The sequence below is a fragment of the Aliivibrio sp. S4MY1 genome, assembly GCF_028765545.1.
Classification (GTDB): Bacteria; Pseudomonadota; Gammaproteobacteria; order Enterobacterales; family Vibrionaceae; genus Aliivibrio.
Genome location: NZ_JARACP010000004.1, coordinates 137,457 through 162,943 on the forward strand (window position 1 = coordinate 137,457; position 25,487 = coordinate 162,943).

The following is a 25,487-nucleotide window of genomic DNA, read 5'->3' on the forward strand; positions in this document are numbered from 1 at the left end:
CGCTGATTCGTTATTTGCTTAATGGCCAACTCAATTAACTAGAGTTGGTCATGTTGTTATTCCAAACTTTGTCATGGGAAGATATATTTTTAGCGAAAGCTATACTTTGTTTAATAAAAATCATAAGGCTTAATGAATAATGAAAACCCTCTCTATCAGTGTGCAAAGTGTTGTTCAACTTCAAGAAGAGTGTGATTTATTATCCATAAAATCTGGTGTTTCTTGTTTAATTCAACTTTTTTCATCTCAAAGTAAAGAAGAAGTTGAAGCTTATTATGATATATTAAATAAGCACTTTCCAAATGCTGAGGTTATCGGTCTTAGTGTTATTCACGCAAGCATTAATTCGGCTATTTATTCACAATCCACAGTGATATCAATCTCTACGTTTGAGTCGAGCCAAATTACTTCCGCCAATGTTTTCCATTGTGTCGATGAGAAAACAGTCGGTCACCAATTGCTAAGAAAATTGTCGATGAACCAAGCAACTAAGAGCGTGATCGCTTTTGGGTGTTATGGCTCGGCAAGTAACTATCCTTTATTTGAAGCCTTTTCTGATTCTCCCTATGGCGTACCCGTTTCGGGTGGCGTTGCTGCCGATGCTGGGCATGAGATTTGGGTATTTTTAAATGGACGGTTTTACAAGGACTGCATTGTTGCTATTGCCTTGCATGGCGAGAGCTTGAAGGTATGGTATGAAGCTTTTGTAGAGTGGAACCCAATTGGCAAGCGTTTTCGAATTACGTCATCAGAAGGTCGAGTTGTAAAAGCCATCGATCATATTCCTGCGTATGAGTTTTATTGCAAGTATTTAGCAGATAATAAAAATTTACCTTTGAGCCAAATTCAAGCATTTCCCCTTATGCTTGAAGAAGATACTGCACGAATTATCAATCCAGTAGAGTCGATAACAGAGGAAGGGTATTTACAGTTTACGTTAGAAGTCCCGATGGGAGATGAAGTACGATTCTCTTATTACCACCCTTCATTAACTCAAGAGCAAGTGAATCAAGGTGCATTGATGCTTGCTAAGAAGTGCCCTGAGTCTATTTTTATTTATAACTGTGAATCTCGTATCGAAAGCAGTTCTGAATCAACGGAATTACAAAGCTTTTCTGATATAGGTCCATGCCAAGGAATGTATGGTATGGGGGAATTTTTCCGTGCGGCGAATCAACAAATTCTTCATCATAGCTTAACTTACCTAGCATTGAGTGAATCATCTGATTCTATTGTCATTGATGCTTCTATTTCACACTTACCACGCACGCATAATTTAACGCCGTTGTTTTCACTGATTAAAAATTCAATTCAAGACTTGGACACAATGACGTCTGAAATGGAAAAAAAGATCAGCGAGCAGTCGATGCGGCTTATTCAAACGTATCGTATTGATAGAAGAACTGGTTTGTTAAATCGTACGGTATTAAAAGAGCGTTTATCCCATATCGCGTGCACTGATCATTTGCTCTCTTTTAAGTTAACCAATTTAAGTCAGGTAAATGAGAAATATGGCTACCAAGTTGGTGATAAATTACTGCAAGACATTAGTCTTTATATTAATGCACACTTAGGTCAAAAAATAGAGACAAATATCGAGCTGTACAGCATTGGTATTGCTGAATGGGGGGTTATTTTCCACAGTGATAAAAATAGTGAGTTTTTGCGAAAATGCATTACTGATTTTATTGAAGATTTAGAGCATGAAAACTTTGAACCATACGGACTCAGTGATGTGGATTATCTGAGTGTCGCTATTTCTGGCGGCATTATTAGTCGCCGTGATTTTGCTCATGTTGCCGTTGAAGATTTAATACTCAAAACGGTAGAAGCTCGTCGAATCGCAATGCGCCGTAATCGCCATTTGTGCAATGCTCGCGATCTTCTCAATGAAGAGCGTTCACGTCAAAGTCAGCTTGATTGGTTAACTTGTGTGAATAGAGCAGTCTCGCAACAAGGGGTGTTAGTGTATGGTCAGCCTATTTTTGAATCACATACTCGTCAGCTTGCCTCTACGGAATGTCTAATGCGGATCCGTGAGGATGACCAAATATTTGCTCCTGGGCAGTTTTTACCCGCTGTTGAGGGGACTCATTTATATACACGATTAAGCCGTGAAATGATCTCTCGCTCGTTTGAGATTATGCAAAATAATGATCTGAAGTTTTCAATTAACCTATCACCACAAGATTTAATGAGTGATAGAACTCTCGACTTGTTAGAAACATCAATTCTACGTTTAGATAATCCTTTTAGAGTGGGGTTTGAAGTGCTTGAAACTGAGCAAATTCAAGATTATGACCGCATGATAGAAGTGTGTAATTATTTTAGACGTTTAGGGGCTCGTATCATCATTGATGATTTTGGTTCTGGATATTCAAACATCGATGAAATCATGAAACTAGAGCCCCAAGTGATTAAGTTAGATGGGTCTATTATTAAAAATGTACACCAAGATAAACGTCAACGTTTGATCTCTCAACAAATGGTACAACTGTGTCATGCCCTTGATGCCAAAGTCGTGGCTGAATTTGTTCATAACCAAGAGGTGTGTACCATTGTTGAAGACATGGGTGTTGATTACTTACAAGGCTACTTTTTAGGTGCACCTAAAGCATTAGAGTTGTAACTGTGACCGCTGCGTTCGGCCTGAAACACCGTTAAAAATTGATCGTAATACTTAAAAAGAGCTTGAGCATTCTCAGGCTCTTTTACCATTTCTAATACCTCTATTCCCGCCTCACAAGTACAGAGATTTCCCTGGCTTTGATTACGACGTAAATGGTAACGAGAGATCTCGGATGGAGTCAGTTCTAGGCAAGGAAGCGCCTTTAACCAAGGGCTTTTATTTACCATTTTTTTGGCTTCTTGCCATGTCGCATCTAACAGAATAAAGAGCTGTTTTTTGCTTGGATCTCTACTCGTTAAATATTCAGAACTTAAAGTTGGAGCATCACTAGGAAACAGCAACCACGCTTCAATACCCTCTTGATGTATCTTACTGATGAGCGCTTCTGGCGGAACTTTTCTTTGCCATAAATAGCTTTTCGTTTTAGGTAGGCCATTTAGTAATAGCCTGCCAGTATTGGTGAGTTTATCTAACTCGTTTTCATGGTAAAGCAAAGCAAATTCAACTTGCGACTCTAAGTTTGGTTGATGATCGCAAATGCAATTATGAATGAAACCACAAGCAGAACATGGGTGAGAAGGTCTTGTTGTCATTAATCTATTTACTGTCAGTTGAATAAAGTGTCAGCCCTGATTGAATAGGGAATAGTACGCCATTAACTTGCTCTTCTTTGGCTGAAATTTGTTTTCCATCTTTAGAAAATACACGCTCAGAAATCATGTATTGGCGTTGATGGCGGCTCATCAGAACATGGAGTTTATTGTCTTTAGTTGCTTGCCATACACCAGTTTCAACCAATTGAGGTTCGTTAGTATTGTAATCGTAAGTCGTGATTGCTGAGTGATCAGCATTTAATGTTAACTCAATGGTTAATCCTGAGGCACCAACCGGACTGGTGCCTTGATAAGTATTCACCCAGCTAAGCGTCGTATCTTGGGCGGCTAATGTGGCGCAGCCTTGGTACTTTTTACCATGAATAGTGACTTCAGAATTCCATCCATAGATAGACTCAACCATGGTGTCCTTACAGATCTCTTTAGTCATGGTGAGGGATAAATCACGACTTTGATATACTCGTTTATTGATATCAAATTGTTGCTCTGTGATGGTTTGCGCCTGTTTTTGTTTTCCAATTTCAGAGAAAATCAATTCACCATTAACCACTTGTAAATTCCAAAATGGCTCAGAGCCAAAAGCCTTGGTTGGTTGAATACTTCGTTGGCAAGAAGCGCCTTCACCGGCCACTAGAGTGTTAATTTGAGAAACAACAAAACGAGCGGGATAATCATTAGCAAAGCCGCCTTTTGGTGGTGCTTCAAAGTGGCCAATAAGCTCACCATACATAGGTTGATAAGGAGAGGATTGGATATCATTCCCTGACTGCCATTGTTTTGGAGATAGGTTTATCCAGTATTGCTGATCACTGCCGCAAGGTTGAATGCTTTGAGATTCATGGCCAATAATTACAGTGCCGCGTAACATGAACGTATGAGGCGTTTTTGTCTCGCTTAAGTGGTTTTTTTGAGATGTGTCTTTTGATGGGTTAGCTGCATTGTGTTGGCTGCATCCCGATAAAAACAACAAGGCGCCTAGCGCGAGTAATGAGGTTTTCATTTACTTCCCTTACATATGATTAGCCTAAATACTAGTATGCCATAGGACAGTAAAAATGCGTGAGAATTCACCTTTATCAGAGCTATTGAAATAAAATTAGCGTAAAATACGGCCGTTAATTTAAATGAGTAAAGAGAGCTATAAGAATATGAGTTGGAACCTTTCGCCTTCAGACGTATTTAGTGCATCACCTGTTGTCCCTGTAATGGTTATTGAACAGTTGGAAGATGCAGTACCAATGGCTCAAGCCCTAGCGGCGGGTGGTATTAATGTTTTTGAAATTACATTGCGAACAGCGGTTGCTCTAGAAGCGATCACAGCGATCCGCAAAGCAATGCCGACAGCATTAGTGGGTGCTGGCACCGTCATTAGTACTCAGCAGTATGATCAAGCGGTAGAAGCGGGAGCTCAATTTATTATTTCACCTGGATTTACACCAAGCTTATTAGCACATGCTAAAACTGCGGATGTCCCATTAATTCCAGGAGTAGCTACGCCATCAGAAGTGATCCGTGCAATTGAGTTAGGTTACGCTCACTTAAAATTCTTCCCAGCAAGCGCATTTGGTGGCCCATCAGTATTAAAAGCAATGGCAGCACCGCTACCACAAGTTCAGTTTTGCCCGACAGGCGGCATTAACCCACAAAACGTAAATGACTACACGGCATTAGATTGCGTGGCGACAGTTGGTGGTTCTTGGATGTTACCAAAAGACGCCATTGCAGCAAAAGATTGGGATAAAGTGACAAGATTGGCGAAAGAAGCTGTTGAGTTGATTAAATAAGAATTGAGAAACTATAGGCTTCGCTAACTAGATACTATAAGAGCAAAAGAATATTGCTTTTGCTCTTATTAGAAGCAGAGCGTTTTTGTTTTAGATTTTTATTTTCTGCACCCAAGCATCAACCGCTCGGTTCAGAGTATTAAATAAAAGAGTAAATACGTCTCTAGGTTGTTGAATCGGATCGACAACTTCACCTTGACCTATCCAGAACCCCATTAACATAGTCTTGCTTCTTGCTTGGGGGGATAATTGAGCTACTTCATCAATTTGTTCATGTGCCATCACTAATATCAGATCAAATTCAGCACAAAGCTCAGGGGTGAGTTGACGTGCCCTGTGTTGTGAAATATCGACACCATGTTCACGGCAAACTTGCTGTGAGAATGGATGAGCATGGGCATTATGTAATGTATTTTTAGTTACTGAAATGCCTGCAGATTCGACGGTATGGCTGGGTAGTTGAGCTTGTAATAAGGCTTCAGCAATAGGTGAGCGGCAAATATTACCAGTACATACAATAAGAATACGCTTAAACATGAGGGCTCCCACTTTGTAAATGAAGAGGCTCGTTTGATTGACTGTCTAATTTACCTATAGCAGGCAATACTGCCGTTGCGTTGGCTAGGAATAATATTAAGATAAATGTCATCGCGTTTGCCATCGGTTGAAGATTAAAATTTACGCTAATATGAATCAACATTCCTATCATTGACATCATGCAACCCAATGCAATTCCCTTCATTGTTCTACTATGTCGAGTTCTTATTACGGTTAATGTACGCCAAAAAGAATACAGAATAATTGAACCAAGAAGCAATGTGGCGGGAATACCAGCTTCGACTATAAATTGAATATAGTCGTTATGGGCATAATCATAAAATCCAATATCATCTTTTGAATACATTGGGAAAACAGTGTAAAAGCTGCCCATTCCCGTGCCCGTCCAAGGAAAATCTCGAATGATATCAAGTGACCAAATGACCACTTGATCGCGAGACTCTGCACCTAATGAGGTATCGACTAATCGCTGTTTTACCTTTTCGAGACCAAACCAAGCCCCAACAATAATGGTATCAATGGCAATGACACTACCAACTAATGCCGTTAATGCGCGTGGTTTGTTCTTGTAGAAAAGCAGCGCGATTATCCCACCAATGGTTGTAGCGGCAAAAAAGGCCGTATTTCCCATACGAGATCGAGTCATGACCAATGCGATAACCATAATGATAAGACATAAGCGAATGTACATTTTTCGGCTGAGGACGCCCTCTAGAAGTCGCTTTATAAATACAAACCGTGAGTTTGATGGACTGGTATGTAGATGAGTCACAATTAAACCAATTCCCATGCAAAGGGTCATCATAAGGTAGTTAGCTAAATGATTTTTATATACAAATGAACCAGTTGCTATCCCTTTTTCTGAAAAGCCGAAAACTGGGCTCTCTGTAATATTGAGTAGTACCATCATAGCAGCGTAAAAGGCTTGTATGGTTCCACTGATCACGATGATTAATACCACTTGTTTAATGCGCTTACTGGAATTAATTAAAAATATGGTGTTGAATATCAGCAAAGTATAAGTCAGACCTTTTAAAAAGGACGTTAAGGTCATGCGTGAATCAAGGGAAATGAACCCTTCTGGTGCACCAACAAGCTGGTATATATCAGCGCTTTTACTAGATAAAAAAGACAGAGCCCCCCAAGGAAGAGGAAGGGTTTGAAAAAATACCCAAAGTTGAAATAAAGCTAGACCACATAGTAGGTATTTGTAGTGTTTTATTTGCGTGAAGGGCAACTGGCCACGATAGGCGATAATAAGGCTTATAGATTGTAGGGCGATCCATATTTCAATAATGGCCCAAGCCCAATCCCTATTACTGCCAAGTGGAATTGGCAACCAAATAATCAAGGCGAGTAGTGAATAAAATGAATATTTTTCCAGGGTAGTCATGCTGTAGCTCAGTAAAATAGAACAATAAAAAACCCAACAGATGCTGGGTTTTCATGAGATAACGTTAAAAAAGTAGGGTATTAAGCATTCATCACGATAAGTTTAGCTTGGTGAAACAACACCATTACCGCCACCGCCTTGGCCGCCGACAGAAGGAGCTGATGGTGGTGAAACTGGAGAAATTGGTGTTACAGGTGTATTTGTTGGAATACCTGCTGCAGATGCCTCCGCGACTTGTGTTGGGTCTATACCAGCGAGTAGAGCTGCGGAGGTGATGTCTTCGTTGCTTACTCCTGCATCACGAGCAATTTGTGCAATTTCTAATACTTTATCGGGTGCTGCGAGCATTGCTGCTTCAATTGCTTTTTGAGAATCAATACCGTCTTGCTTAAGTAATATTGATAAAAACTCTGGGGCAAACTCAGGATAAGCTTGTAGGATATTTTTATATATTAGTTCGCTTGGGTTATTACTTAGTTGCGATTCAATCATATCGCGTTGCTCTTGATTTTCAATAGCAAAGGTTAGTGATGAGAAAGCAATAGAAAGTATGCTCAATATAGTTACGGAAGTTTTCATAATATTCCTTTTTTAATGAGTACTATTTCAGTGAGTAAAAAGGGGGTTAAATATACAGACAATGTTAAAACGATAAGCTTGAACATTTAATTAGAGTAATGCTTTTCTCTTTGAGTTATGCCACAGCACAGCATTGGTAAAATAGGTTCCTAGCAAGACACCAAAGACGTTAACTTGCATATCAAGCCAAGAAAACTGTCGTGATGGAATAAAAAATTGAATCGATTCATCCAGTATGACTAGTAGAAGCACAAAAACAGTTGTTGGGGGTAAAGCTAGACAAAGGTTTTGTTTAGTTGCTAAGCGACAAAAAATCCCTAAAAGTAAAGAGGCGAATAAATGCAGATAAATGGCCCCATGAATAGCTATTTCCACAGTACGTATCTCATTCCCTAATATACCAGATGATTTAAAAATAGAAGCGCTACCAAACAGAAGCACTGAAGTGATCAGTATAGTGAAAGGCATTTTAGCGATTTTACCCACAGGCCTGTACCTTTAATTTATTGAATGCGAGTAGGTTGCAGATACGCTGCTTACCTTTAGAGTGAGTGATCATTTGATTAAGAGAAGACCGATGACGCCAACTATGAGTTATGGCAATAAGCTGTTTAGAAACGTCAAGTCGCTGCGAAACATGGCTTTTTTCCCAGTATGTAAACGTTTGATCAATAGCAAGCAAACGACTTGATGGAGAATAAGGACCAAATAGCACAGCGAGTTGCTGATATTGACTGGCTTGCTGTTGGTCTTTTGATAACTTAGACAGTTCAACGTAAGTGTTCGGCCATGTTGGTCTAACGTGAGTGCTTGTGTTCAATAATGCGATCCAATGATTAGGTGTAGGCTCTTCTTGACTAAGATAGGCAACCCATTGGTTGAATAATACAAAACTATTTAATAAATGGGCTGATGTTGTTAGCGAATTAGGATCTGGTTCACCTAATTTTGTGTCATTCGAACGTACAGTTGGATTTGAATTACTAGAAAAGTAGCCCAACCTCGACTCAATTGCATTTGTGATCAGTGCATTTTGTAAAGACAGGTAGCCAGAACACAGTAAAAACAAAGCAAAGAAGAACGACAGTATACTGAGTAAATTTATTTTCATTTTAGAGCCAAATTAAATTTAACAAAAGTAGGAATAAAATAGTTTATAGTTACCTGTGAATTAATATCCAATCATATAGCGACTATGGGTAGGAAATAATTTTTTGATTAGTTTTGCAATCGAAATGCAGCAGATAATGATTCCAAATAATAAAATAAAGTAAGTGATCCAGCTTCCATTGTCTAGCCCAAGGCTCACTTTCTTATTTAATACTCCAATCGTCCAAGTAAAATAAATATGCAAAAAATAAATTGAAAAACTGGTTGATGCCAATAAAGTGATGACCGAGTGGTTTTTATCATCGTATCGTTTTAAGAAAATCATTAAAAATAAGCAAAGTAATATTTTTTGGATATAGACAAGATCAATACCTTCATATACCAATGCAGGTTTATGATAATTTCCACTGAAGCCTAAATATGTCTGTATGAGGCTAATCATTAATACACCAGCGAGCAACAAAAACTCAAATCGACCTAAGATATTGATGCAACGTTCGTAGTGTACTGAGCAAAAGATCCCGGTTAGGTATACTGGTGTGAAATAGATTAAGGATTGAATTATCGACATGTTATCTACTGGTCGATGTACAAATACGGCAATAACAGTGAGCACAGTGAGAATGGAAAGTTGAGTTCTAGCATTAAGGTAAGCAAATTTCCGATGCAGTGGTGACATTGAAAATAAAATTACAGCAAACGGAATATACCAATAGGCAGCCATGAATCGACCAGTAGCGTAATACTTTAATGCAGGAATGAAGTATTCATGAATAATTCCATTACCTTGTGGATAGAAATAGCCCCCCCAATCTTCCTTAAAGCTAAGAACATGGAAAATAAGAGGAAGGAAACCTAAGATAAGGTAGGGGACTAAAACGAATTTCAATTTATTTTTATAGAATTTTGTAAAATTAAAGTTTTGACAAAATACATGAAAAAATAAGAAACCAGATATGAATACAAATAAAGAGGTTCCACCTGCGATGAAATTTTGAAATAAAATGTTGCCAAAATTATCAAATTGAATTCCAGCTGCATTGTATACATGTGCTGCCACAATAAATATTATGGCAATGGCTCGAAAATGTGTGAAAGAATTTAAGTACATAATAGACCGTAAAAGCAGATTTTCTCTACTCTTATCAATTGAGTTAAAACTAATTTGGTAAGTAGCTGATCAGTTCCCGATTAAGATTTATTAACGCCTCTGAACAACTACTTACCTGTATTTTATGTGTTATTTTAAAGTCGCATTTCGATATGTATTATTTACATCCCAACTATTTTTCTCTTTTCTGGGAATCGTACCATCTTGATTTATGTTCGTTTGATGGTAAGAATGTTGGTTCCAAATGCGAGTAGCTCCTTTCCATGGTTTGCCTGCAGATTCAAAGGTGCGAACACCTTTATGGCTATTCCAGTTTGATGAGTAATCATTCGCGACAAAGATAAGCTCCGCATTATTATCTCCTTCAAGATCGACAATAATAGGGTACTCCCAAAGCGTTCCGGTAGAGTTTGCTGCCTCAAATAATGTCTTACCGGTTAGGGAATCTAAAATGGCTACTTTATTATGATTTTGATAAATGACTTCATCACGGCCATCACCATTGAAATCAAAGGCTGTTACGCCTATTTTACCGCTGCCAAAGTCATCAATTTCGATATCCCATACCAGATCCCCATTAGCATTCAACATTACTAACTTTTCATAGCCAGAATAAGCAACACCAGGTTTACCCGCATGAAGGAAAGCCCCAACAGCTTGAGATCCACCACCATGGCCAGGGAGATTTTGTTTCTCCCATTTGACAGAACCATCATGTTCCAATGCAGCTAGAGTATGTGAAGTTGAAGAGGTTCCTGGAATTGAAATAATGATTTCAGGTTGAAGATCTTGGTCAAGATTAGCTATTGAAGAGAACCATGCGACGTCATGCCCTTTATATGACCACAGAATATTTCCATTTGCGTCATAAAGGCTCCCATTGGCAAAAAAGTTTTGGATATTATCATCGTCCGCATCAAATACAGAGTAGTCGGGTTTCCAACCGTCAAGAGTATAAAGTAAACCAGATGCATAATTATATACAGAGGTACCTGTTAGGATCTCTGCAATACCATCATTATCAAGATCGGCAATACTCACATTTCCGACTTTGTTATCAGTTTTGGTGATTGTTTTTTTAATGTCACCTTTGTTACTTACGATACGGATTTGATAAGAAGATTTATCAGACACAATAATATCAATTAAACCATCATGATCTAAATCTGCTAATGCGGGAGTAAATCTAGGGTCAGAATATACCGCACCATTTTTATAATCCCAAAGTTCTTTACCATCAATGCCACTAAGTGCTCTGACGACACCTGGTTTTGTATATTGATTTCCTTTAAAGGTGACAACGATGACGTCTGCAATATCCAAGTTATCAATGACGCCATCATTATTATCATCGTTTAACTGTGCAACAAGAGGAGTTCCTATTACCTGGGTATATTCAGGCATAAATTCACTACTTTGCCAGTGCCATTTTAACTTGGCATCAATAGGGGTCGGTTCTTTGCCAGGAAACTGCCCATTGTATGGGTGGTAGTCTAAGTACATTGAACCCTTCCAACTATTGGCAATAACCCCTACATTAGAAGAGCCTGAAGGGGCTTTTATATCGGCTTTAGGAGCAAGTACTAAGCCTTCGATTGCTACACCAGTAAAGTGTAATGATGTCGCTTCATAAAGGTTAAAAATGGTTTGTTGGCGATGAGGAATAAAATCCGATAAGTTAAGGTTACTTAAAGGCTTAAAGCTTGGTTTATTACCGCTAATATTCACAATAACAGTCGCGTTATCAGGGATACAATTTAGCTCGAATGTATGAGCTTTTTCTAGATCATAACCATTAACGTTAAATACTTGGACATCACTGCTACAATCACCATGTAAATATATACCTCCCCATTTCGAAGTAATGGTTCCCGTATTATCTTGTTGGCTTAATTTTAATGAGTAATCGGTGCTTTTTTGTTGTAATACATCAAAGTCAATAGGTAAAACTGAGGCCCCCTTGACCGTCGCATTGTCAGCTAAACCTAAGTAAATATTTTTAGAGACGTTAGCGATGTCGCCATGTACCACAATACTTCCTTGATACACACGACCGTTTTTATAAGATAAATCTCCACCCACAATTAACGAGTACTCTTTAGCAGGGAATGCTACATCATCATACATAATGCTGTAGCCATTTAAACTGGCATCATGACCAACGGCTAAAGGTCCCATGCTTGCTGAATGTGGGGAGGTGAAATCATTGAAAACCAATGCACTATATTCTGTGGTTATGGCGGAGGCATTGGCACTGAATAATACTAGGCTTGCACTAAGTAGTTTTTTCATTTTCAATCCTTTAAATAAAAAAATGGTTAATTTAAGCGGTTTATGGTGGAACTGACGAAATAGAAATTACGTTTTTTTACCGTTTATTTTTGCTTTGAATAATAACCAAGCAAATGTAGAGTTTGTTACTAAGTAGCGTTTCCACATACGACGAGGCTCTTGAATAACACGATATAACCATTCTAAGCCTGCATTTTGCATCCACTTTGGCGCACGGTTTACTTTACCTGCAACCACATCAAAGGTTCCACCAACGCCCATAACAAAATCCACGCCTAGCTTGTCTTGCCATTTATTAATGAAGTTTTCTTTCTTTGGGGAAGTGATGGCAACAAACAGCAATTTAGCCCCAGACTCGCGTATTTTGTTTACTATGGCTTCTTCATCATCCCAAAAGTAACCATCATTAAAGCCTGCGACATTGAGGTCTGGGTATAGCGATTTCACTTTTGTGGAGGTAGTTGTAACTACATCATCAGTTGCGCCTAATAGGAAAACCGGAAAGTCTCGTTTCGCGCTCATTTTCAATAACTCATGAAAGAGATCTACTCCTGTAACTCGTTCAGGAATATCGTGCCCTAAAAAACGAGCACCAAAGACAACTCCCATGCCATCAATATTAATCACATCACAGGCTTTAACGGATTCAGCAAGCGTTGGATCTTTTTGCATGTTGACAATTTTGGCTACATTAACCACTACATGTTGTAAAAATTCACCATCTGCAATTTTGTTTTCAATATGAGACACCGTCTCTTCCATTGTGGCTATATCCATCGGGGTGCCAAGAAATTCAATGCGTTTCATGAGAGTGTCCGTAATTGTTTAAGAATGAAAACGAATAATAAACCCAGGCTTGGGTCCATCTTATATAGTTAATATTATTGCTAAAGCGATGATGTTTTTGATAGGAGAAATATTTTTTCTCCGGGAGGTATAATGTATCAATCGAGCGGCGAACCACTTTTTTAGTAAAAGCGAGGTCTTCTTCTGTTTTACCGACTTTAATTAACGTGAAAATAGCTTGAGAAACACAATGCATATCAAGAGGGTATCTATTGGTGTTGTAATATTTAGCAGTACCATCGATTTCAAATAAGTGCGTTTTATAATATTCGAGCCCTTGAGTAATCGCATCATCAAAGTCGTTAATTTCGAGTGCATCACTTAACATCTGTAGGGCTTCTAGGTTATATCCGGTATGAAACCCATCAATAAATTGATGGTGATGACGAGACCCATATACCCAAGAGCCATCTGCTTGCTGCTCTTTTACTGACTGGGCTGCAACGGTTAATGCCAATTCTTTATAGTCGTTGTTGTTGGTCAGACTTGCCACTTTTGCAACCCAAGCGGCTCCCCATAGGCTAGCGTTATGAACAAAAGCTTCTTCACCTGGGATATACGCAAAATATTGTCTGCCCTCTAATTCTTTATATAGTGTTTTTACGATGAAGTGAGCACTGTCTAAAGCTGGATGGAGATACTTATTTTCTTTTGTTATTTCACTTAACGCATATAAAGCTTGAGATACGTAAATGGTCGTTATGATGTTTGGCTTGCCTTTAGGGACAAAGAAGGCACGCGCATTCCAATCAAAATGGTAACCCCAACAAGCGTGTTTCCACTCTGCAGTATCACTTTGTTGTGTGAGTAACCAGTCACCTAATTCAATGGATTGATTTAAATACACTTTATCATTCGTGCGTTGATAATCCTCAAGTAAACCCATTAAAAAAAGAGCCACACCTTTAGGGTTTCGCTTTTTAGGGACACCAAGAAAAGGTCTAAAATTAACAATAGAACGTTTATTGAATTGAATCCAAGCTAAACCAAAGACACCTTTTTTTAATCGAGGGAAGTAATTGAAAAAAATACTATTTAAGCCATCAAAAGGGTCATAACCGGCGAAATCATTTTGCTTTGCTGATTCGAGGGTGCCTTGTGAAATTGTTTGAACCTGATTATAAAAATCCATTATTTACTCATTAGCTCCGTGTAAATTTTATCTAACTCAGGAAAAACGGCTTGTTTGCTGAAGTTCTTTATAAATTTCTTTTTTGCAGTGGTAGAAAAGGTGGTATTCAAGTCACGATTACTGATCATCAATTCTAAGTGTGCGGCCAGTTTTTCAACATCGCCCGCTTCAATTAATAAGCCATCGATACCATTTTTAATCGCATCGGGAATGCCGCCAGCAGTTGAAGCAACAACAGGAATATTCGCAGACATGGCTTCAAGTACTCCCATAGGGAACCCTTCATTGTAACTTGGCAAACAATAGACATCGGCTTTACTTAACCATAATTTTTTTTGCTCGCCAGCAACCCATCCTAAGAAATCGACATTATCTGAAATACCAAGCCTTTCAACGTGTTGTTTGAAAGTGTCTATATCACCATCCCCGCCAAGGGTTAAGCGAGCGTGAGGATAGTTTTTTACAACAATAGCAAAGGCATTAATGAGATCTTTTACCCCTTTTCTTTCACCCAAGCGGCCTAAGAAAAGAATGCGTCCTTGTTCAACGTTATTACGGTTTAGCTCAAGAGTCTCAACTGCATTATAAACCACATGAACTTTAGTAAGATCGCTCACTATCGTTGTCATCCATGAATACCATTGTGTTGATAAAACAATGACAGCATCAGCAAGGTCGAACGTATTGCGGATGTGTTGTTGTTTATCTGGCGAGCATTCATTGTTGTAAAACTCTTGAAATTCAGCGCCATGAAGGTGAAGTATAACCTTAGCGTTAAATAACTTTGCAAGACGAATGATTAATGATTTTCTTTTATAGCTTCCACGTGATGCGATGTGAATGTGAATTACGCCAACGTGATAAAAAGTGAGAAACCAAACGAGTTTTATGAGAGCAAAGACAAAAAGAAAGATTTTATTTAAACCAAAAAGATGAGATGCGTTGGTGTGTGTAGTGACATGGCGCATATTCCATTGTTGGAAAAAACCATTATTGAGTACATTTAGTACAGTAGCGATACCACCCATTTCATGCATTCCTGTTGCAGCGGTGATATTAATCCTTTTTTTCATTACGCATCCTTTACTCGGCAAATGGCCTGACGAGTTTTTCCATTTTTTGTTTTTTGTATTTGATCGACAATAGTAACAAAGACATCCATCGATTGACCTAATCTTTCTTTGGTATTTTCAATCAATATATGTTCTTGTTGATCATCAAATAAATCCCTATTAACTACCGCTTGTACTTCAATCTGTTTTGGTTCATTTTGAATAAACTGCGTAGCGATAAGGCCGGTTACGCCTTTTGGTATGTGGTTTAATATATGAACTTTTTGCCCATCTTCTCCAAGTAAATAATCACCAATACGGCCTTCTATGCGATCAATTACAGGGAATACTCGCCCGCAAGGGCACGCCGTTTCATTAGAGAGATAGACATGGTCTCCCGTACGATAACGAATGAGAGGCTGAAGGCTATTATTAAAGTTGGTACCGATTATTTCGTGTCGTCCATCACCAACATCAATAAGCTCGACATGTGAGTAATCACTTAAAATGTGATAGCGCCCGTGTTCACAACTGCCTATTGCTGCTACTCGTTCAAATAACCCATACCAATCAAAAACAATACAACCAAAACGTTTTTCAATGAGTTGTTTGTCTTCTTGGCTAAGTGATTCTGAGGAGGTAACAATAGATTTTAAATTACCAGAATAATACTGATCATGAATATCGAGGTGTTTGGCAAGAGTTACAATAGAGGATGGGTAGGCTTGTATTATTTGCGTACCGTAATTTACCATCGCATCGATATAGCCTTGTAAGTTATTTGGTGACATATGAAAAGAAGAGAGCATTATCATATTTTCAAACCAAGAATAACGCCAAAAAGGCCCCTCTTTTTGGCTTAGAGGTACAATCATGTCACCACGGATCCAGGCGCGTTTATCGCCAGATTTAAAGCCAGCCCACTCAAGATGACGAGCCACAAAGGCTTGTTCACGAACCACAGAAGTCATGTTTTGTTTAATAACTAATGGCGTTCCCGTTGTCCCACTCGTTGCCCCGGAGACGATAACACCACGATGATTGTCAGCTAAGAAATTATCTCCATTTTCTCTAATATCAGCTTTACTTATTATTGGGAAGTCAGCGATTTTATGAACTGGCGATACCATTGCATGCTTGTAAAATGGGACGTGTTTTGTTGCTTGTGTCAATGTATGAGTTAATTGAGTATCAACAAACGATCCCATTATAGATGCATCAAATTCATTATTTTGAATGTCACTTAAAAGAGTGGATTGATTTTTTCCCTCTCTTAATATTTTTCTTATTAATGCTCTACAAGATAATAAGCCATTTTGGATAGGGACAGGTGATTTTTGATATACAAAGCTAGTAAACATCAGTAATAGTCCTTAGGTTCGATATCTCGTTTGATAATTTGGGCAGGAACGCCCGCAGCCATGCAATTGTTTGGAATGTCCGAAACTACAACAGCATTAGCTCCAATAACGCAGTTGTTGCCAATACGAACATCACCAAGTATTTTAGCTCCGGTTGCTATAAAACAGCCATTACCGATGGTGGGAACTCCTTGGGATTGAGATTTTCCTCCAAGGGTGACATTGCTACCAATAATACAGTGTTCGCCAATGACACTACGTTTATGTATAACAACTCCAATGCCGCCATAAGCAAATGTTGTCCCTTTACCTATTTTTGATTCTGAGAATACTGCACTGTTATGGATGAAGCGGATCAGAGCATTACATAGTTTAGGTAATATAGGGATACGTGAACGATAGAAAAAATGCCCTATACGTTGCAATAACATGATATTTATTCCTTGTTTATAAAACGGTCATATCGAAGTAGGTTAAAAATTCAGTATTTATTGTTTATTATTTTTAAGTTTATTGATTACAAATAGTACGGTAATCATAAATAAGAGCGCTGGCGTTTTTGTTGTCAGAGAATTGTTTGTGATAGAAACGAAAAAAAAGACAGGAACTGCCATGAAAGCTAATCCACCAACTTTTCGAGTTAATGATCCAAACATGGTAATTAAAACGAGCAGTAAAGGTATGGTACAAATAAGTCCGAAACTAAAAATCCAAGCAATAATAAAGTTTTCGATTACCGATATTCCAATGTAAAGCTCAATCGCACTTTGTAGATTTGCGGATGCTCCAAATAACCATTCAATGAGAGACAGTTGTTCTAATAAATAGAATACGTCAAAGCGAGCTGAGGCGCTTTCATCAAGATGCAGCTTACTCATGATTCTTTCAGTAATGCCACTTTCGATAAGTACAAAACCCATTGCAATTATCGCAAAGTAAAACAGGCAGAGCATGATAGCAAATCGCTGTTTGCTTATTTCAATACCATGAGTGAAAAAGCGAAACACATAAGGAATGCAAGCTATGGCTGAAAATAGCAATAAAATCCCTATTGCAGCTCGTCCACCAAAGGCAAACATAGCTAATAAAATGATGGAAAGATAAATAATATTAGGAATCCGAGTTTTATTAAATACCAATAATGTCAGCCCTGCTGTAATTAATGCGTTGTTTAAAGGGTGAGTTAACAATGCTGAAGATCGGAAATAAGAAAAGGATGAAAATTCGACACTGACTATTCTAGTGCCAGAAACAAACTCAATAATGGCGAAAATAGAGTTAAGTAACAAAAGCCCTGCAATTAGTGAGAGCAATCGTTGGCATTCATCTGTATTCAATCGAGAGAGCAACAGTAAAAATAATAACGGGGTAAGAAAGGTATCAATAATATAAGCCATACCTGATGTGCCATAACGGAACAAGCCATAGAGAATGACAAAACTCACCATGATGACAGAGAATAGCCAAGGTTTTGCTAATGTATCTAGGTGAAGCAGCTGTTCTTTCACCCCTTCCTTTAAGGTAAATAACCCAATTGTTAGCAGTATAATGTAGGAATAAATATGTATTTTAAATAAAGGTGTCCCTCCTTCTGATACGTACTGTATTCCCATCCCTTCAAGCATGTAACCGCCTAAAAAGAAGGCGAGTATGATAACGCTTGAGCAAATAAAATAAGGTCTAAGCATTTACTTTCCTTATTTTATTTTTAACCGCTTTTCTTGATCCCATCAAATTCATTGCTAATGAGGATAGCACAAACATAGGGATGCCCACTGCTATTGAAATAGCGATTTGTAAAATATCAGATATTGCCCAAAGAGGTGTTTGTCTGATGAAGTACAGAGAAAGAGCCATCCCTCCTGATGCAACTAAAATTTTTATCAGTTCACTATTTATCAAATATTTATGTCCTGCTTTTTTTGCGAGTACAAAAGACATTACTAAAGCAATTACGTTGCATATGAGTGATGTATAGGCAGCACCGTATAAACCTAAACTTGGCAGTAAGACAAAGAGCATGGTGACATTCAAAGAAAGTGAAACACATAATATAAAAGGCAATATATTGGTGCGAGAGGCAAACTGTAAACCATGATCGATGTAATGCATTCGTAAATTAAAAACAAAAGCTGAGATAGCTAGTACCCAAAAAAGAGGTATCCCGGCAGAGAGGTACGCTTCTCCTAAGAATAATCGAATTAAAGGTTCTGCAATAAAACATAATCCAATCAGCGCGGGAAGAGAGATAGCTAACATCATCACTTGATAGCGTTGGTGTGCATTGAAAAGTTGATCTTTATTATTCGCTTTGCGCGCAAGGTCAGGGTAGAGAGGAAGTGCGACAATCATGAATACCAGCGCCATCAAACCGAGTAGCATATTTGACAGGGCTGAGTAAACGCCTGCATCGGTATACCCTAATTGGTCTGCAATAAAAAAACGGTCAATACGCGATCCCGCAACCCCAATTAAGCCAGAAACCATGAGAGGTAATCCATAACTAACTAAGGTAGATATGGCGGGTTTTGCCTGATTGAATGAAACTCTAGATGGTAAAAACCATACCAGAGGAAGTGATACAAGATAGCTTAGCGTTAAACCAAATGTGGCATTGTCCACTGATGGAGAATATTCCAGTAATAGCCAAGTGAATATCATTGAAAGGATAGATTGTAAGGCTGTTGCTCTTCGGTATTGAGATACGCGATCATTAAGTCTGGCCATTTCTTGGAAAAAAATGAAAAAAGACTTAATCACCAGTAATCCAAGTAGCGAGGTTAAATTAAGCCAAGTTACCCCTTCAAAAAAAGCAAATAAAGCCAGAGTGAAAAGAATACTGATAGGAAGAAATAATCCCACAATACCTGAAAAAACAACACTAGCGTAAAGGGGTTTATTTGTTTTATCCGCCCCTGGATAATGTCGAATTAATGCGGTATTTAACCATTGGGAATACACGGTTCGTGTGATTTCTACCAGTACCAAATATACGGATAAGACACCGTAAGCCTCAACGCCTAGATAACGGGTTTGTAAAGCAATTAAGACAAAAACACTCAGTGCTGATGCGATTTGTACTGGTGCATAATGAAGTAAGGTTTTAAGCATTTAATAGCGTCTTATAAATATGGAAATATTGCTTATTCACCGCATTGACGGAAAATTCATTTTTTAAGGCATTGCAATCTACTTCTGGAAGGTTGTCGATAAAAGACATTGCCTGAGAAAGTGATGCGTCTTTTTGGGTCGGGTCTATGATGCAAGTGCCGATAGAGGTAAAAAAATCGGGGCGTTCTTCGATAATGCCAACGGCGCTCGAGATTAAAGGCAGGCCACTGGCTAACATTTCAAGAGGGGCAAGGCCAAAGGTTTCCTCTGAAGAGAGAAAGATACCTACATCAGATTGCGTATATAACGAGATGATTTCATCCGTATTTTTGCTTCCAGTAAATGTGATGTATTGTTCTGCTTTTTCTTGTTTTACAAGAAGATTTAATTCTTCACCATATTGCTTATCTACCATTGGGCCAATGATTGTTAACTCAATATGAAGTCCTTGTTGATGCATACGTGAGGCGAGTTTAATAATGGCATCAATGCGTTTTCTTTTCGTTAATAAAGCACAGGTAACCAATTTGATGCTTGATGTATTAGGTTGATGTTGATGGTTATTTGTAAAATAAATTGGGTTTAATGGGTTGCCAATAATGGATACTGGGGTATTTACGTCTTTTTTTAATTCTGATTTAAGCAGGTCTCCAACACAGGTGTATTGATCAATATAAAAGTCACACAACCAAGGCAGGAGTTTTGCATAAAGTAAATCATTAAAAAAAGAGACGGGGGTCCGGCAGATATCTTTATAGCTATGCAGTGTAGCAACTCTTTTTACCCCTCGAACACCAAGCAACCAAGGTGCTAAATGGGTATGTACGATATCAGGCTTAAAAGTGCTTATTTCTTTATTTATACGGATAAGATTATTTAAAAGGCTAGGTACTTTTACTCCTTTTATTTTTCCTTGAATAGGGACGTGTAAAATATCGACATAAGGGGATAAAGAAGTAATGGGAGCACTTATATCGGCCTTCGATTTCGGATCAAAAGCCAATATACGAATTTGATAGTCGTTATATTCAGTGTCCACTAAATCTTTTAATAAAATTTGGCAGACGGAATCAACACCACCAGTTGTACTTGCGCCAAACTCTAAAGTGGACAGCGGCACGATCAAAAGTATTTTTTTCATAATAGTATCTGTGGATGGTGATGGTTTTTATTATTCGGAGTGTGAATTTAGTGTAAAGGTGTATTTAAATTTTCACAGTAAATACACCTTGTAACCATATACTTAGATCTACTAGGTATTTAAATAATGCCGCGAGTATCAATAACAACTTTTGTCGCAAACTGAATTTTATCTGCTGCTTTAAATTGTTTATGATCAACAAGTACCACAATAATGTTGGCTTTTTCTAGTGCGGTTTCAAGCGTAACCTGCTCAACACCCGCATGCACTAAGCCTTCAGGTAGGGAATGAACATTCGGCTCGACAGCAAAGATCTGACCAATGTTTTTGCCAGCCAATTCTTCGACGATTTGTAGCGCAGGGCTTTCACGTAAATCATCAATATCCGCTTTAAATGCCAAGCCTAAACAAGCAATCACAGGTCGTTTAAACTCATCTGCTGCTTTTTCGATTTGATCAATCACATAGTGAGGTTTTGCATCATTGGTTAAGCGAGCTTGACGAATTATCTTCGCTTCATCTGGGCAGCTGTCTACGATGAACCAAGGGTCAACGGCGATACAGTGGCCACCTACACCAGGTCCTGGGTTTAGAATATTAACCCTTGGATGACGGTTTGCTAGTTTGATCAGTTCCCACACGTTAATTTTTAGTTTGTCACTGATAACAGAAAGCTCATTGGCGAAAGCAATGTTGACATCACGGAATGAGTTTTCTGTTAATTTTGCCATTTCTGCAGTACGAGCATTAGTGATAATACATTCGCCACGAACAAAGGTTTGGTATAACTCAACCGCTCTCTCGCTACAGGCTTTTGACATGCCTCCAATAACACGGTCATTAGCGATAAGTTCTTGTAAAACATACCCAGGAAGAACACGTTCCGGACAGTGTGCAACCTTGATGTCTGCGCTGTCGCCCGCATCTTGTGGAAAGCTTAAATCTGGACGAGCTTCTTTTAACCATGCAGATAATTTTTCTGTTGCGCCAACTGGAGAGGTGGATTCAAGAATAATTAAGTTGCCTTTTTCCAATACGGGTGCAATTGCTTTTGCTGCGGCTTCAATGTATTTAAGGTCAGGTGCATTACCTTCTTTAAATGGGGTAGGCACCGCAATCATGAAGGCTTCTGCGGGTTCCGGGGTAGTCGTTGCACGTAAATTTCCAGTGGTAACAACACCACGAACGACAATATCTAAATCCGGTTCTACAATGTGAATGTTACCTTGGTTAATGGTATCGACCGCGTGTTGGTTAACATCAACACCGATGACTTCAATACCACGAGAGGCGATGACTGCTGCTGTTGGTAACCCAATATAGCCTAGACCAATGACGGAGATTTTTTTAAATGACATGGTTGTTCCTTAACAATGTAATGTCGTTACGATATTTATAATTCTAAGTTTGAAAAGTGTTGTTTAATGCTGTCAATGATACGGTCACACGCTTGACCGTCGCCATATGGGTTATGTGCTCGACTCATGCTTTCATAGTCCGCTTGGTTAGTAAGCAAGTTTTCAACAGCATCGATAATGGCTTGTTTATTTGTTCCGACGAGTTTTACTGTACCAGCCTCAACCGCTTCGGGGCGCTCTGTCGTATCACGCATTACTAATACAGGTTTGCCTAGAGATGGCGCTTCTTCTTGAATACCACCAGAATCAGTCAGGATAATGTGTGCTTGGTTCATTAAGTAGACAAATGGTAAATAGTCCTGTGGTTCAATAAGGTGGACATTATCAACATCTTTAAGGATGCGGTTAACAGGCTCTCGTACATTTGGGTTCAGGTGCACAGGATAAATAACTTGGGTGTCTGGATGTTTCTGCGCAATCTCAACAAGGGCTTCACAAATACGCTCGAACCCGCCACCAAAGCTTTCACGACGATGTCCTGTTACAAGAATAAGTTTTTTAGCTGGGTCTAACTCTGAAAAATGAGCCGCTAACGTTGCATTGAGATCTTGATCTTGTTCCAGTTTTTTTCTTATGAGAAAGAGTGCATCGATAACGGTATTTCCTGTAGTCGAAATACTGTTGTTATCTATACCTTCATTCAATAAGTTTTGTTGTGAAGTACTTGTTGGGGCAAAGTGGAGTGTTGCTATCGCACCAGTGAGTTTTCGGTTGCCTTCTTCTGGCCATGGAGAATAAATATTTCCCGTGCGTAGGCCTGCTTCAACATGACCGACAGCAATTTGCTGATAGTAAGCCGCTAAACTGGTTGAAAGCGTGGTCGCAGTATCACCGTGAACAAGTACAATGTTAGGTTGAAACTCTTCTAATACTGGTTTAAGTCCCATGAGGATATTTGATGTTACGTCATATAAAGATTGACCAGGCTTCATGATGTTTAGATCAAAGTCAGGTGTAATATCAAATAAGTTAAGTACTTGATCGAGCATTTCACGGTGCTGTGCAGTAACGCATACTTTACTTTCGATACCTTGAGCTTCACTCAGTTTATGTACTAGTGGTGCCATTTTAATTGCTTCTGGTCGAGTACCAAAAACAGAAAGTACTCTAATTTGTGTCTTCATGGTTATTCCTTAACCTTTATTAGCGTCAGTGTATTGTGAATATTCAGAATAGGTATGTGTTCCTTTCTTGGGTGGCAGTACTCGGTTTAGCACTACGCCATCAATCGTAATTTGATGTTTTGTAAATAGTGTCATTGTATGTTTATAAACCGATTTACTGGTGCTATTCACTTTGACAACAAGTAAAATGCCTTGAGTTAATTTACCCACAATAAATGCATCTTTTACCGGTAAGATAGGTGGGGTATCTAAAATGATGCGGTCGTATTTATTTGTTAAATCAGCAATTAGTTGTTCAAAAGCGGCACTGCTGAGTAACTCTTGTGGATTTGGGGTAAACATTCCTGCACTTAATACATCCAAATTAGAGTTCTTGATGGATGTAATGCACTCCTCTAGCGGGGTATTCATTAATAAAATATTGCTTAAACCAGGGTGGCTATGTGGCAATCCGAAGCGTTCTCCAACAGATGGTTTTCGTAAATCACAATCAATAATCAATACTTTTTCTAGTTGAGAGAAGGAGTGAGCAAGGCTTATTGCTGTGGTTGTTTTTCCTTCTCCTGGAACGGATGATGAAATCGCCAATAGTTTTCTTTCTGATTTTGGAAGAATTAAATATAACGAAGTTCGTATTGAATCGATCGATTCTTGAAACAGCGTAAATTTATTATTATTGAATACGTTTGCATCGATAGGAGATTTTTTGTATCTCTTATCTTTAATTACCGGAATTGTCCCCGTTGGTAATAAACCTAGTTTATTTTCAAAGTCACGAGCTGAGGTTATCGTGTTATTAAACGCATCGAGACAAATTACCAATACAACAGCAAAACTGGCACTGGCAATAAATGCAAGTATTACAATCAGTTTACGATTTGGCTTGCTAGGAAACTCAGGGATTAGGGCATAATCACTAAAGCGAGCATTGGCAGCGCTAAAGTCACTGGTTGCCGAGGTTTCTTTTTGGCGGATTAAAAATAAATCGTACAGTTTTGCGTTACTGTTTACTTCACGTTTGAGAGCGTCATATTCACTTTTTACAACGCTTAAGGCTTGAAACTCGCTTTTTTTACTTAATAGCTCATTTTTGAGTGCGCGTTCTTGTTCTTTAGCGCTAGCAAGCTCTTTTTTGATGCCACTGACCAGTTTCGCGGTTAAGACTTCTATACGACTTTGAATCGATTGTAATTGTGCATTCGCTTGGATCATTTTATCGTGCTTAGGACCATAGCGCTTAGATAGCTCACTTACTTCTTTTTCAGCGTTGGATTCAGCAAGTCTAATATCACGTATTTGAGGGTGGTTAGATATTAAAGAGTTTGCACCAGGTGATGAGCTACCTTTGTTATTATTTAGAGCATTGTATAGAGCTTGAGCTTCGATTCGTTTATCGGTGGCTTCTGCAATGCGAGTCGTTAAGCTCGATAGCTCTGAACTTGTCAGTGCTTCGATGCCGCTATTATCAATTAATTTTTGTTGTTGTAAAAATTGCAGTAGTGCTTGTTCTGAATCATTCAGATTTTGTTTTAGTTCACTAAGTCTTTGGTTTATCCATCCCGTTGCCTGTTCTGTTGCAATTAGTTTTGATTCTAAATTATTTTCGATAAAAGCAAGACCCACAGCATTCGCTATTTTTGCTGCTAGTTTCGGGTCTTGAGATTCAAAAGAAATGTTAACAAGTTGGGTTTTTCTGATCGGCGAAATGGTTAAGCGAGATTTAAATGTTTTTAGTACAACGCGATTAATAGCTTCTTGTTTATCCAAAAAATCAAGTTCACCACTGGTATCTTTGGCAAAATGTGCTTCTATTAATGGGTGGGACAGTAACTCATTTTTTATATTATCAATAAACCCTGGTTGGGTAACGGCAAGGCTTGGATTGAACTCTTCAACTTGGTTTAGTTTTAATTTTTCAATAACACGTTGTGCGACTTGGTTGGATTTTAAAATTTCAAATTGAGTGAGATAATATTCTTTTGCGCTGGTATCAATACCGACAACCTCTTCAATTGAAATGGCTCTTTGCTGGGAGGATTCAATTAAAAGTGTAGCGGTGGCACGGTACATAGGGGTAATAGATAATGCGATTAATACCGCAATAGCCGTGCACAATAAGGTAAATAGAGAAATAGAGCCCCAACGTTTTTTTATAAGATGGAAATAATATCCAAAATCAATCAATTGTTCTTGTTGTAATGAATCATTTTTAAGGCTAGCCAACATCATTCA

Annotated in this window: 22 protein-coding genes; 2 read left to right on the forward strand and 20 right to left on the reverse strand. The window is 38.5% G+C overall.

What is annotated here, in order from left to right; translation table 11 throughout:
• The first annotated feature begins 139 nt into the window (after positions 1 to 139).
• Positions 140 to 2,629, forward strand: coding sequence for a bifunctional diguanylate cyclase/phosphodiesterase (locus tag PVK71_RS06150; RefSeq protein WP_274419018.1), 2,490 nt, complete (start codon positions 140 to 142; stop codon positions 2,627 to 2,629).
• Here the strand turns inward: PVK71_RS06150 and PVK71_RS06155 are convergent.
• A complete protein-coding gene (locus tag PVK71_RS06155; protein WP_130045161.1) occupies positions 2,593 to 3,222 on the reverse strand; it encodes a tRNA-uridine aminocarboxypropyltransferase in 630 nt (209 codons plus the stop codon). The two genes, PVK71_RS06150 and PVK71_RS06155, sit on opposite strands and share 37 nt — an antisense overlap.
• A gap of 4 nt (positions 3,223 to 3,226) precedes the next feature.
• Positions 3,227 to 4,243 (reverse strand): copper resistance protein NlpE N-terminal domain-containing protein, encoded by a 1,017-nt coding sequence (locus PVK71_RS06160; protein WP_130045159.1) that lies wholly within the window; start codon positions 4,241 to 4,243, stop codon positions 3,227 to 3,229.
• A gap of 148 nt (positions 4,244 to 4,391) precedes the next feature.
• On the opposite strand from PVK71_RS06160, the gene PVK71_RS06165 reads away from it, so the two are divergent.
• Positions 4,392 to 5,027 carry a bifunctional 4-hydroxy-2-oxoglutarate aldolase/2-dehydro-3-deoxy-phosphogluconate aldolase gene (locus PVK71_RS06165; protein WP_130045157.1) on the forward strand — a complete coding sequence of 212 codons (636 nt, stop codon included), beginning with the start codon at positions 4,392 to 4,394 and terminating at the stop codon, positions 5,025 to 5,027.
• A gap of 90 nt (positions 5,028 to 5,117) precedes the next feature.
• On the opposite strand, the gene PVK71_RS06170 is transcribed toward PVK71_RS06165, so the two are convergent.
• The 18 genes from PVK71_RS06170 to PVK71_RS06255 all read right to left on the reverse strand — a co-directional run bounded on the left by PVK71_RS06170 (position 5,118) and on the right by PVK71_RS06255 (position 25,484).
• The gene (locus tag PVK71_RS06170) at positions 5,118 to 5,564 is read right to left on the reverse strand and encodes a low molecular weight protein-tyrosine-phosphatase (protein WP_130045156.1); all 447 of its coding nucleotides are present in this window, start codon (positions 5,562 to 5,564) and stop codon (positions 5,118 to 5,120) included.
• A complete protein-coding gene (locus PVK71_RS06175) occupies positions 5,557 to 6,978 on the reverse strand; it encodes an O-antigen ligase family protein (protein ID WP_274419023.1) in 1,422 nt (473 codons plus the stop codon). The genes PVK71_RS06170 and PVK71_RS06175 overlap by 8 nt, the downstream gene beginning before the upstream one ends.
• A 102-nt stretch (positions 6,979 to 7,080) precedes the next feature.
• Positions 7,081 to 7,557 carry a hypothetical protein gene (locus tag PVK71_RS06180; RefSeq protein WP_274419024.1) on the reverse strand — a complete coding sequence of 159 codons (477 nt, stop codon included), beginning with the start codon at positions 7,555 to 7,557 and terminating at the stop codon, positions 7,081 to 7,083.
• A gap of 90 nt (positions 7,558 to 7,647) precedes the next feature.
• Positions 7,648 to 8,043 carry a VanZ family protein gene (locus PVK71_RS06185; RefSeq protein WP_274419025.1) on the reverse strand — a complete coding sequence of 132 codons (396 nt, stop codon included), beginning with the start codon at positions 8,041 to 8,043 and terminating at the stop codon, positions 7,648 to 7,650.
• A complete protein-coding gene (locus PVK71_RS06190; RefSeq protein ID WP_130045149.1) occupies positions 8,036 to 8,668 on the reverse strand; it encodes a hypothetical protein in 633 nt (210 codons plus the stop codon). Before PVK71_RS06190 ends, PVK71_RS06185 begins: the two co-directional genes overlap by 8 nt.
• A 60-nt stretch (positions 8,669 to 8,728) precedes the next feature.
• A complete protein-coding gene (locus PVK71_RS06195; protein ID WP_130045147.1) occupies positions 8,729 to 9,778 on the reverse strand; it encodes an acyltransferase family protein in 1,050 nt (349 codons plus the stop codon).
• A 129-nt stretch (positions 9,779 to 9,907) separates the two neighbouring features.
• Positions 9,908 to 12,070, reverse strand: coding sequence for a choice-of-anchor A family protein (locus tag PVK71_RS06200; protein ID WP_274419028.1), 2,163 nt, complete (start codon positions 12,068 to 12,070; stop codon positions 9,908 to 9,910).
• A gap of 66 nt (positions 12,071 to 12,136) precedes the next feature.
• Complete coding sequence (locus PVK71_RS06205; RefSeq protein ID WP_274419029.1) at positions 12,137 to 12,877, reverse strand: WecB/TagA/CpsF family glycosyltransferase; 741 nt, start codon at positions 12,875 to 12,877, stop codon at positions 12,137 to 12,139.
• Positions 12,864 to 14,048 carry an aspartate-semialdehyde dehydrogenase gene (locus tag PVK71_RS06210; protein ID WP_274419030.1) on the reverse strand — a complete coding sequence of 395 codons (1,185 nt, stop codon included), beginning with the start codon at positions 14,046 to 14,048 and terminating at the stop codon, positions 12,864 to 12,866. Before PVK71_RS06210 ends, PVK71_RS06205 begins: the two co-directional genes overlap by 14 nt.
• On the reverse strand, positions 14,048 to 15,121 hold the full coding sequence (locus PVK71_RS06215) for a glycosyltransferase family 4 protein (RefSeq protein WP_274419031.1): 1,074 nt from the start codon (positions 15,119 to 15,121) through the stop codon (positions 14,048 to 14,050). Before PVK71_RS06215 ends, PVK71_RS06210 begins: the two co-directional genes overlap by 1 nt.
• Complete coding sequence (locus PVK71_RS06220) at positions 15,121 to 16,461, reverse strand: phenylacetate--CoA ligase family protein (protein ID WP_274419033.1); 1,341 nt, start codon at positions 16,459 to 16,461, stop codon at positions 15,121 to 15,123. The genes PVK71_RS06215 and PVK71_RS06220 overlap by 1 nt, the downstream gene beginning before the upstream one ends.
• The gene (locus PVK71_RS06225; RefSeq protein ID WP_130045135.1) at positions 16,461 to 16,892 is read right to left on the reverse strand and encodes a serine O-acetyltransferase; all 432 of its coding nucleotides are present in this window, start codon (positions 16,890 to 16,892) and stop codon (positions 16,461 to 16,463) included. The genes PVK71_RS06220 and PVK71_RS06225 overlap by 1 nt, the downstream gene beginning before the upstream one ends.
• A 57-nt stretch (positions 16,893 to 16,949) precedes the next feature.
• Positions 16,950 to 18,149 carry a VpsF family polysaccharide biosynthesis protein gene (locus tag PVK71_RS06230; RefSeq protein ID WP_274419034.1) on the reverse strand — a complete coding sequence of 400 codons (1,200 nt, stop codon included), beginning with the start codon at positions 18,147 to 18,149 and terminating at the stop codon, positions 16,950 to 16,952.
• Positions 18,142 to 19,572, reverse strand: a complete 1,431-nt coding sequence (locus PVK71_RS06235; RefSeq protein ID WP_130045132.1) for an oligosaccharide flippase family protein — start codon at positions 19,570 to 19,572, stop codon at positions 18,142 to 18,144. Before PVK71_RS06235 ends, PVK71_RS06230 begins: the two co-directional genes overlap by 8 nt.
• The gene (locus tag PVK71_RS06240; protein ID WP_130045130.1) at positions 19,565 to 20,713 is read right to left on the reverse strand and encodes a VpsD family glycosyltransferase; all 1,149 of its coding nucleotides are present in this window, start codon (positions 20,711 to 20,713) and stop codon (positions 19,565 to 19,567) included. Before PVK71_RS06240 ends, PVK71_RS06235 begins: the two co-directional genes overlap by 8 nt.
• A 119-nt stretch (positions 20,714 to 20,832) precedes the next feature.
• Positions 20,833 to 22,071 (reverse strand): UDP-N-acetyl-D-mannosamine dehydrogenase, encoded by a 1,239-nt coding sequence (gene wecC, locus PVK71_RS06245; protein WP_130045128.1) that lies wholly within the window; start codon positions 22,069 to 22,071, stop codon positions 20,833 to 20,835.
• A 35-nt stretch (positions 22,072 to 22,106) separates the two neighbouring features.
• Entirely contained in the window at positions 22,107 to 23,255 is a 1,149-nt protein-coding gene (gene wecB, locus PVK71_RS06250; RefSeq protein WP_130045126.1) for a non-hydrolyzing UDP-N-acetylglucosamine 2-epimerase, read from the reverse strand.
• Positions 23,256 to 23,264: 9 nt separating this feature from the next.
• Entirely contained in the window at positions 23,265 to 25,484 is a 2,220-nt protein-coding gene (locus PVK71_RS06255; RefSeq protein ID WP_274419036.1) for a GumC family protein, read from the reverse strand.
• Between the last annotated feature and the right edge of the window lie 3 nt (positions 25,485 to 25,487).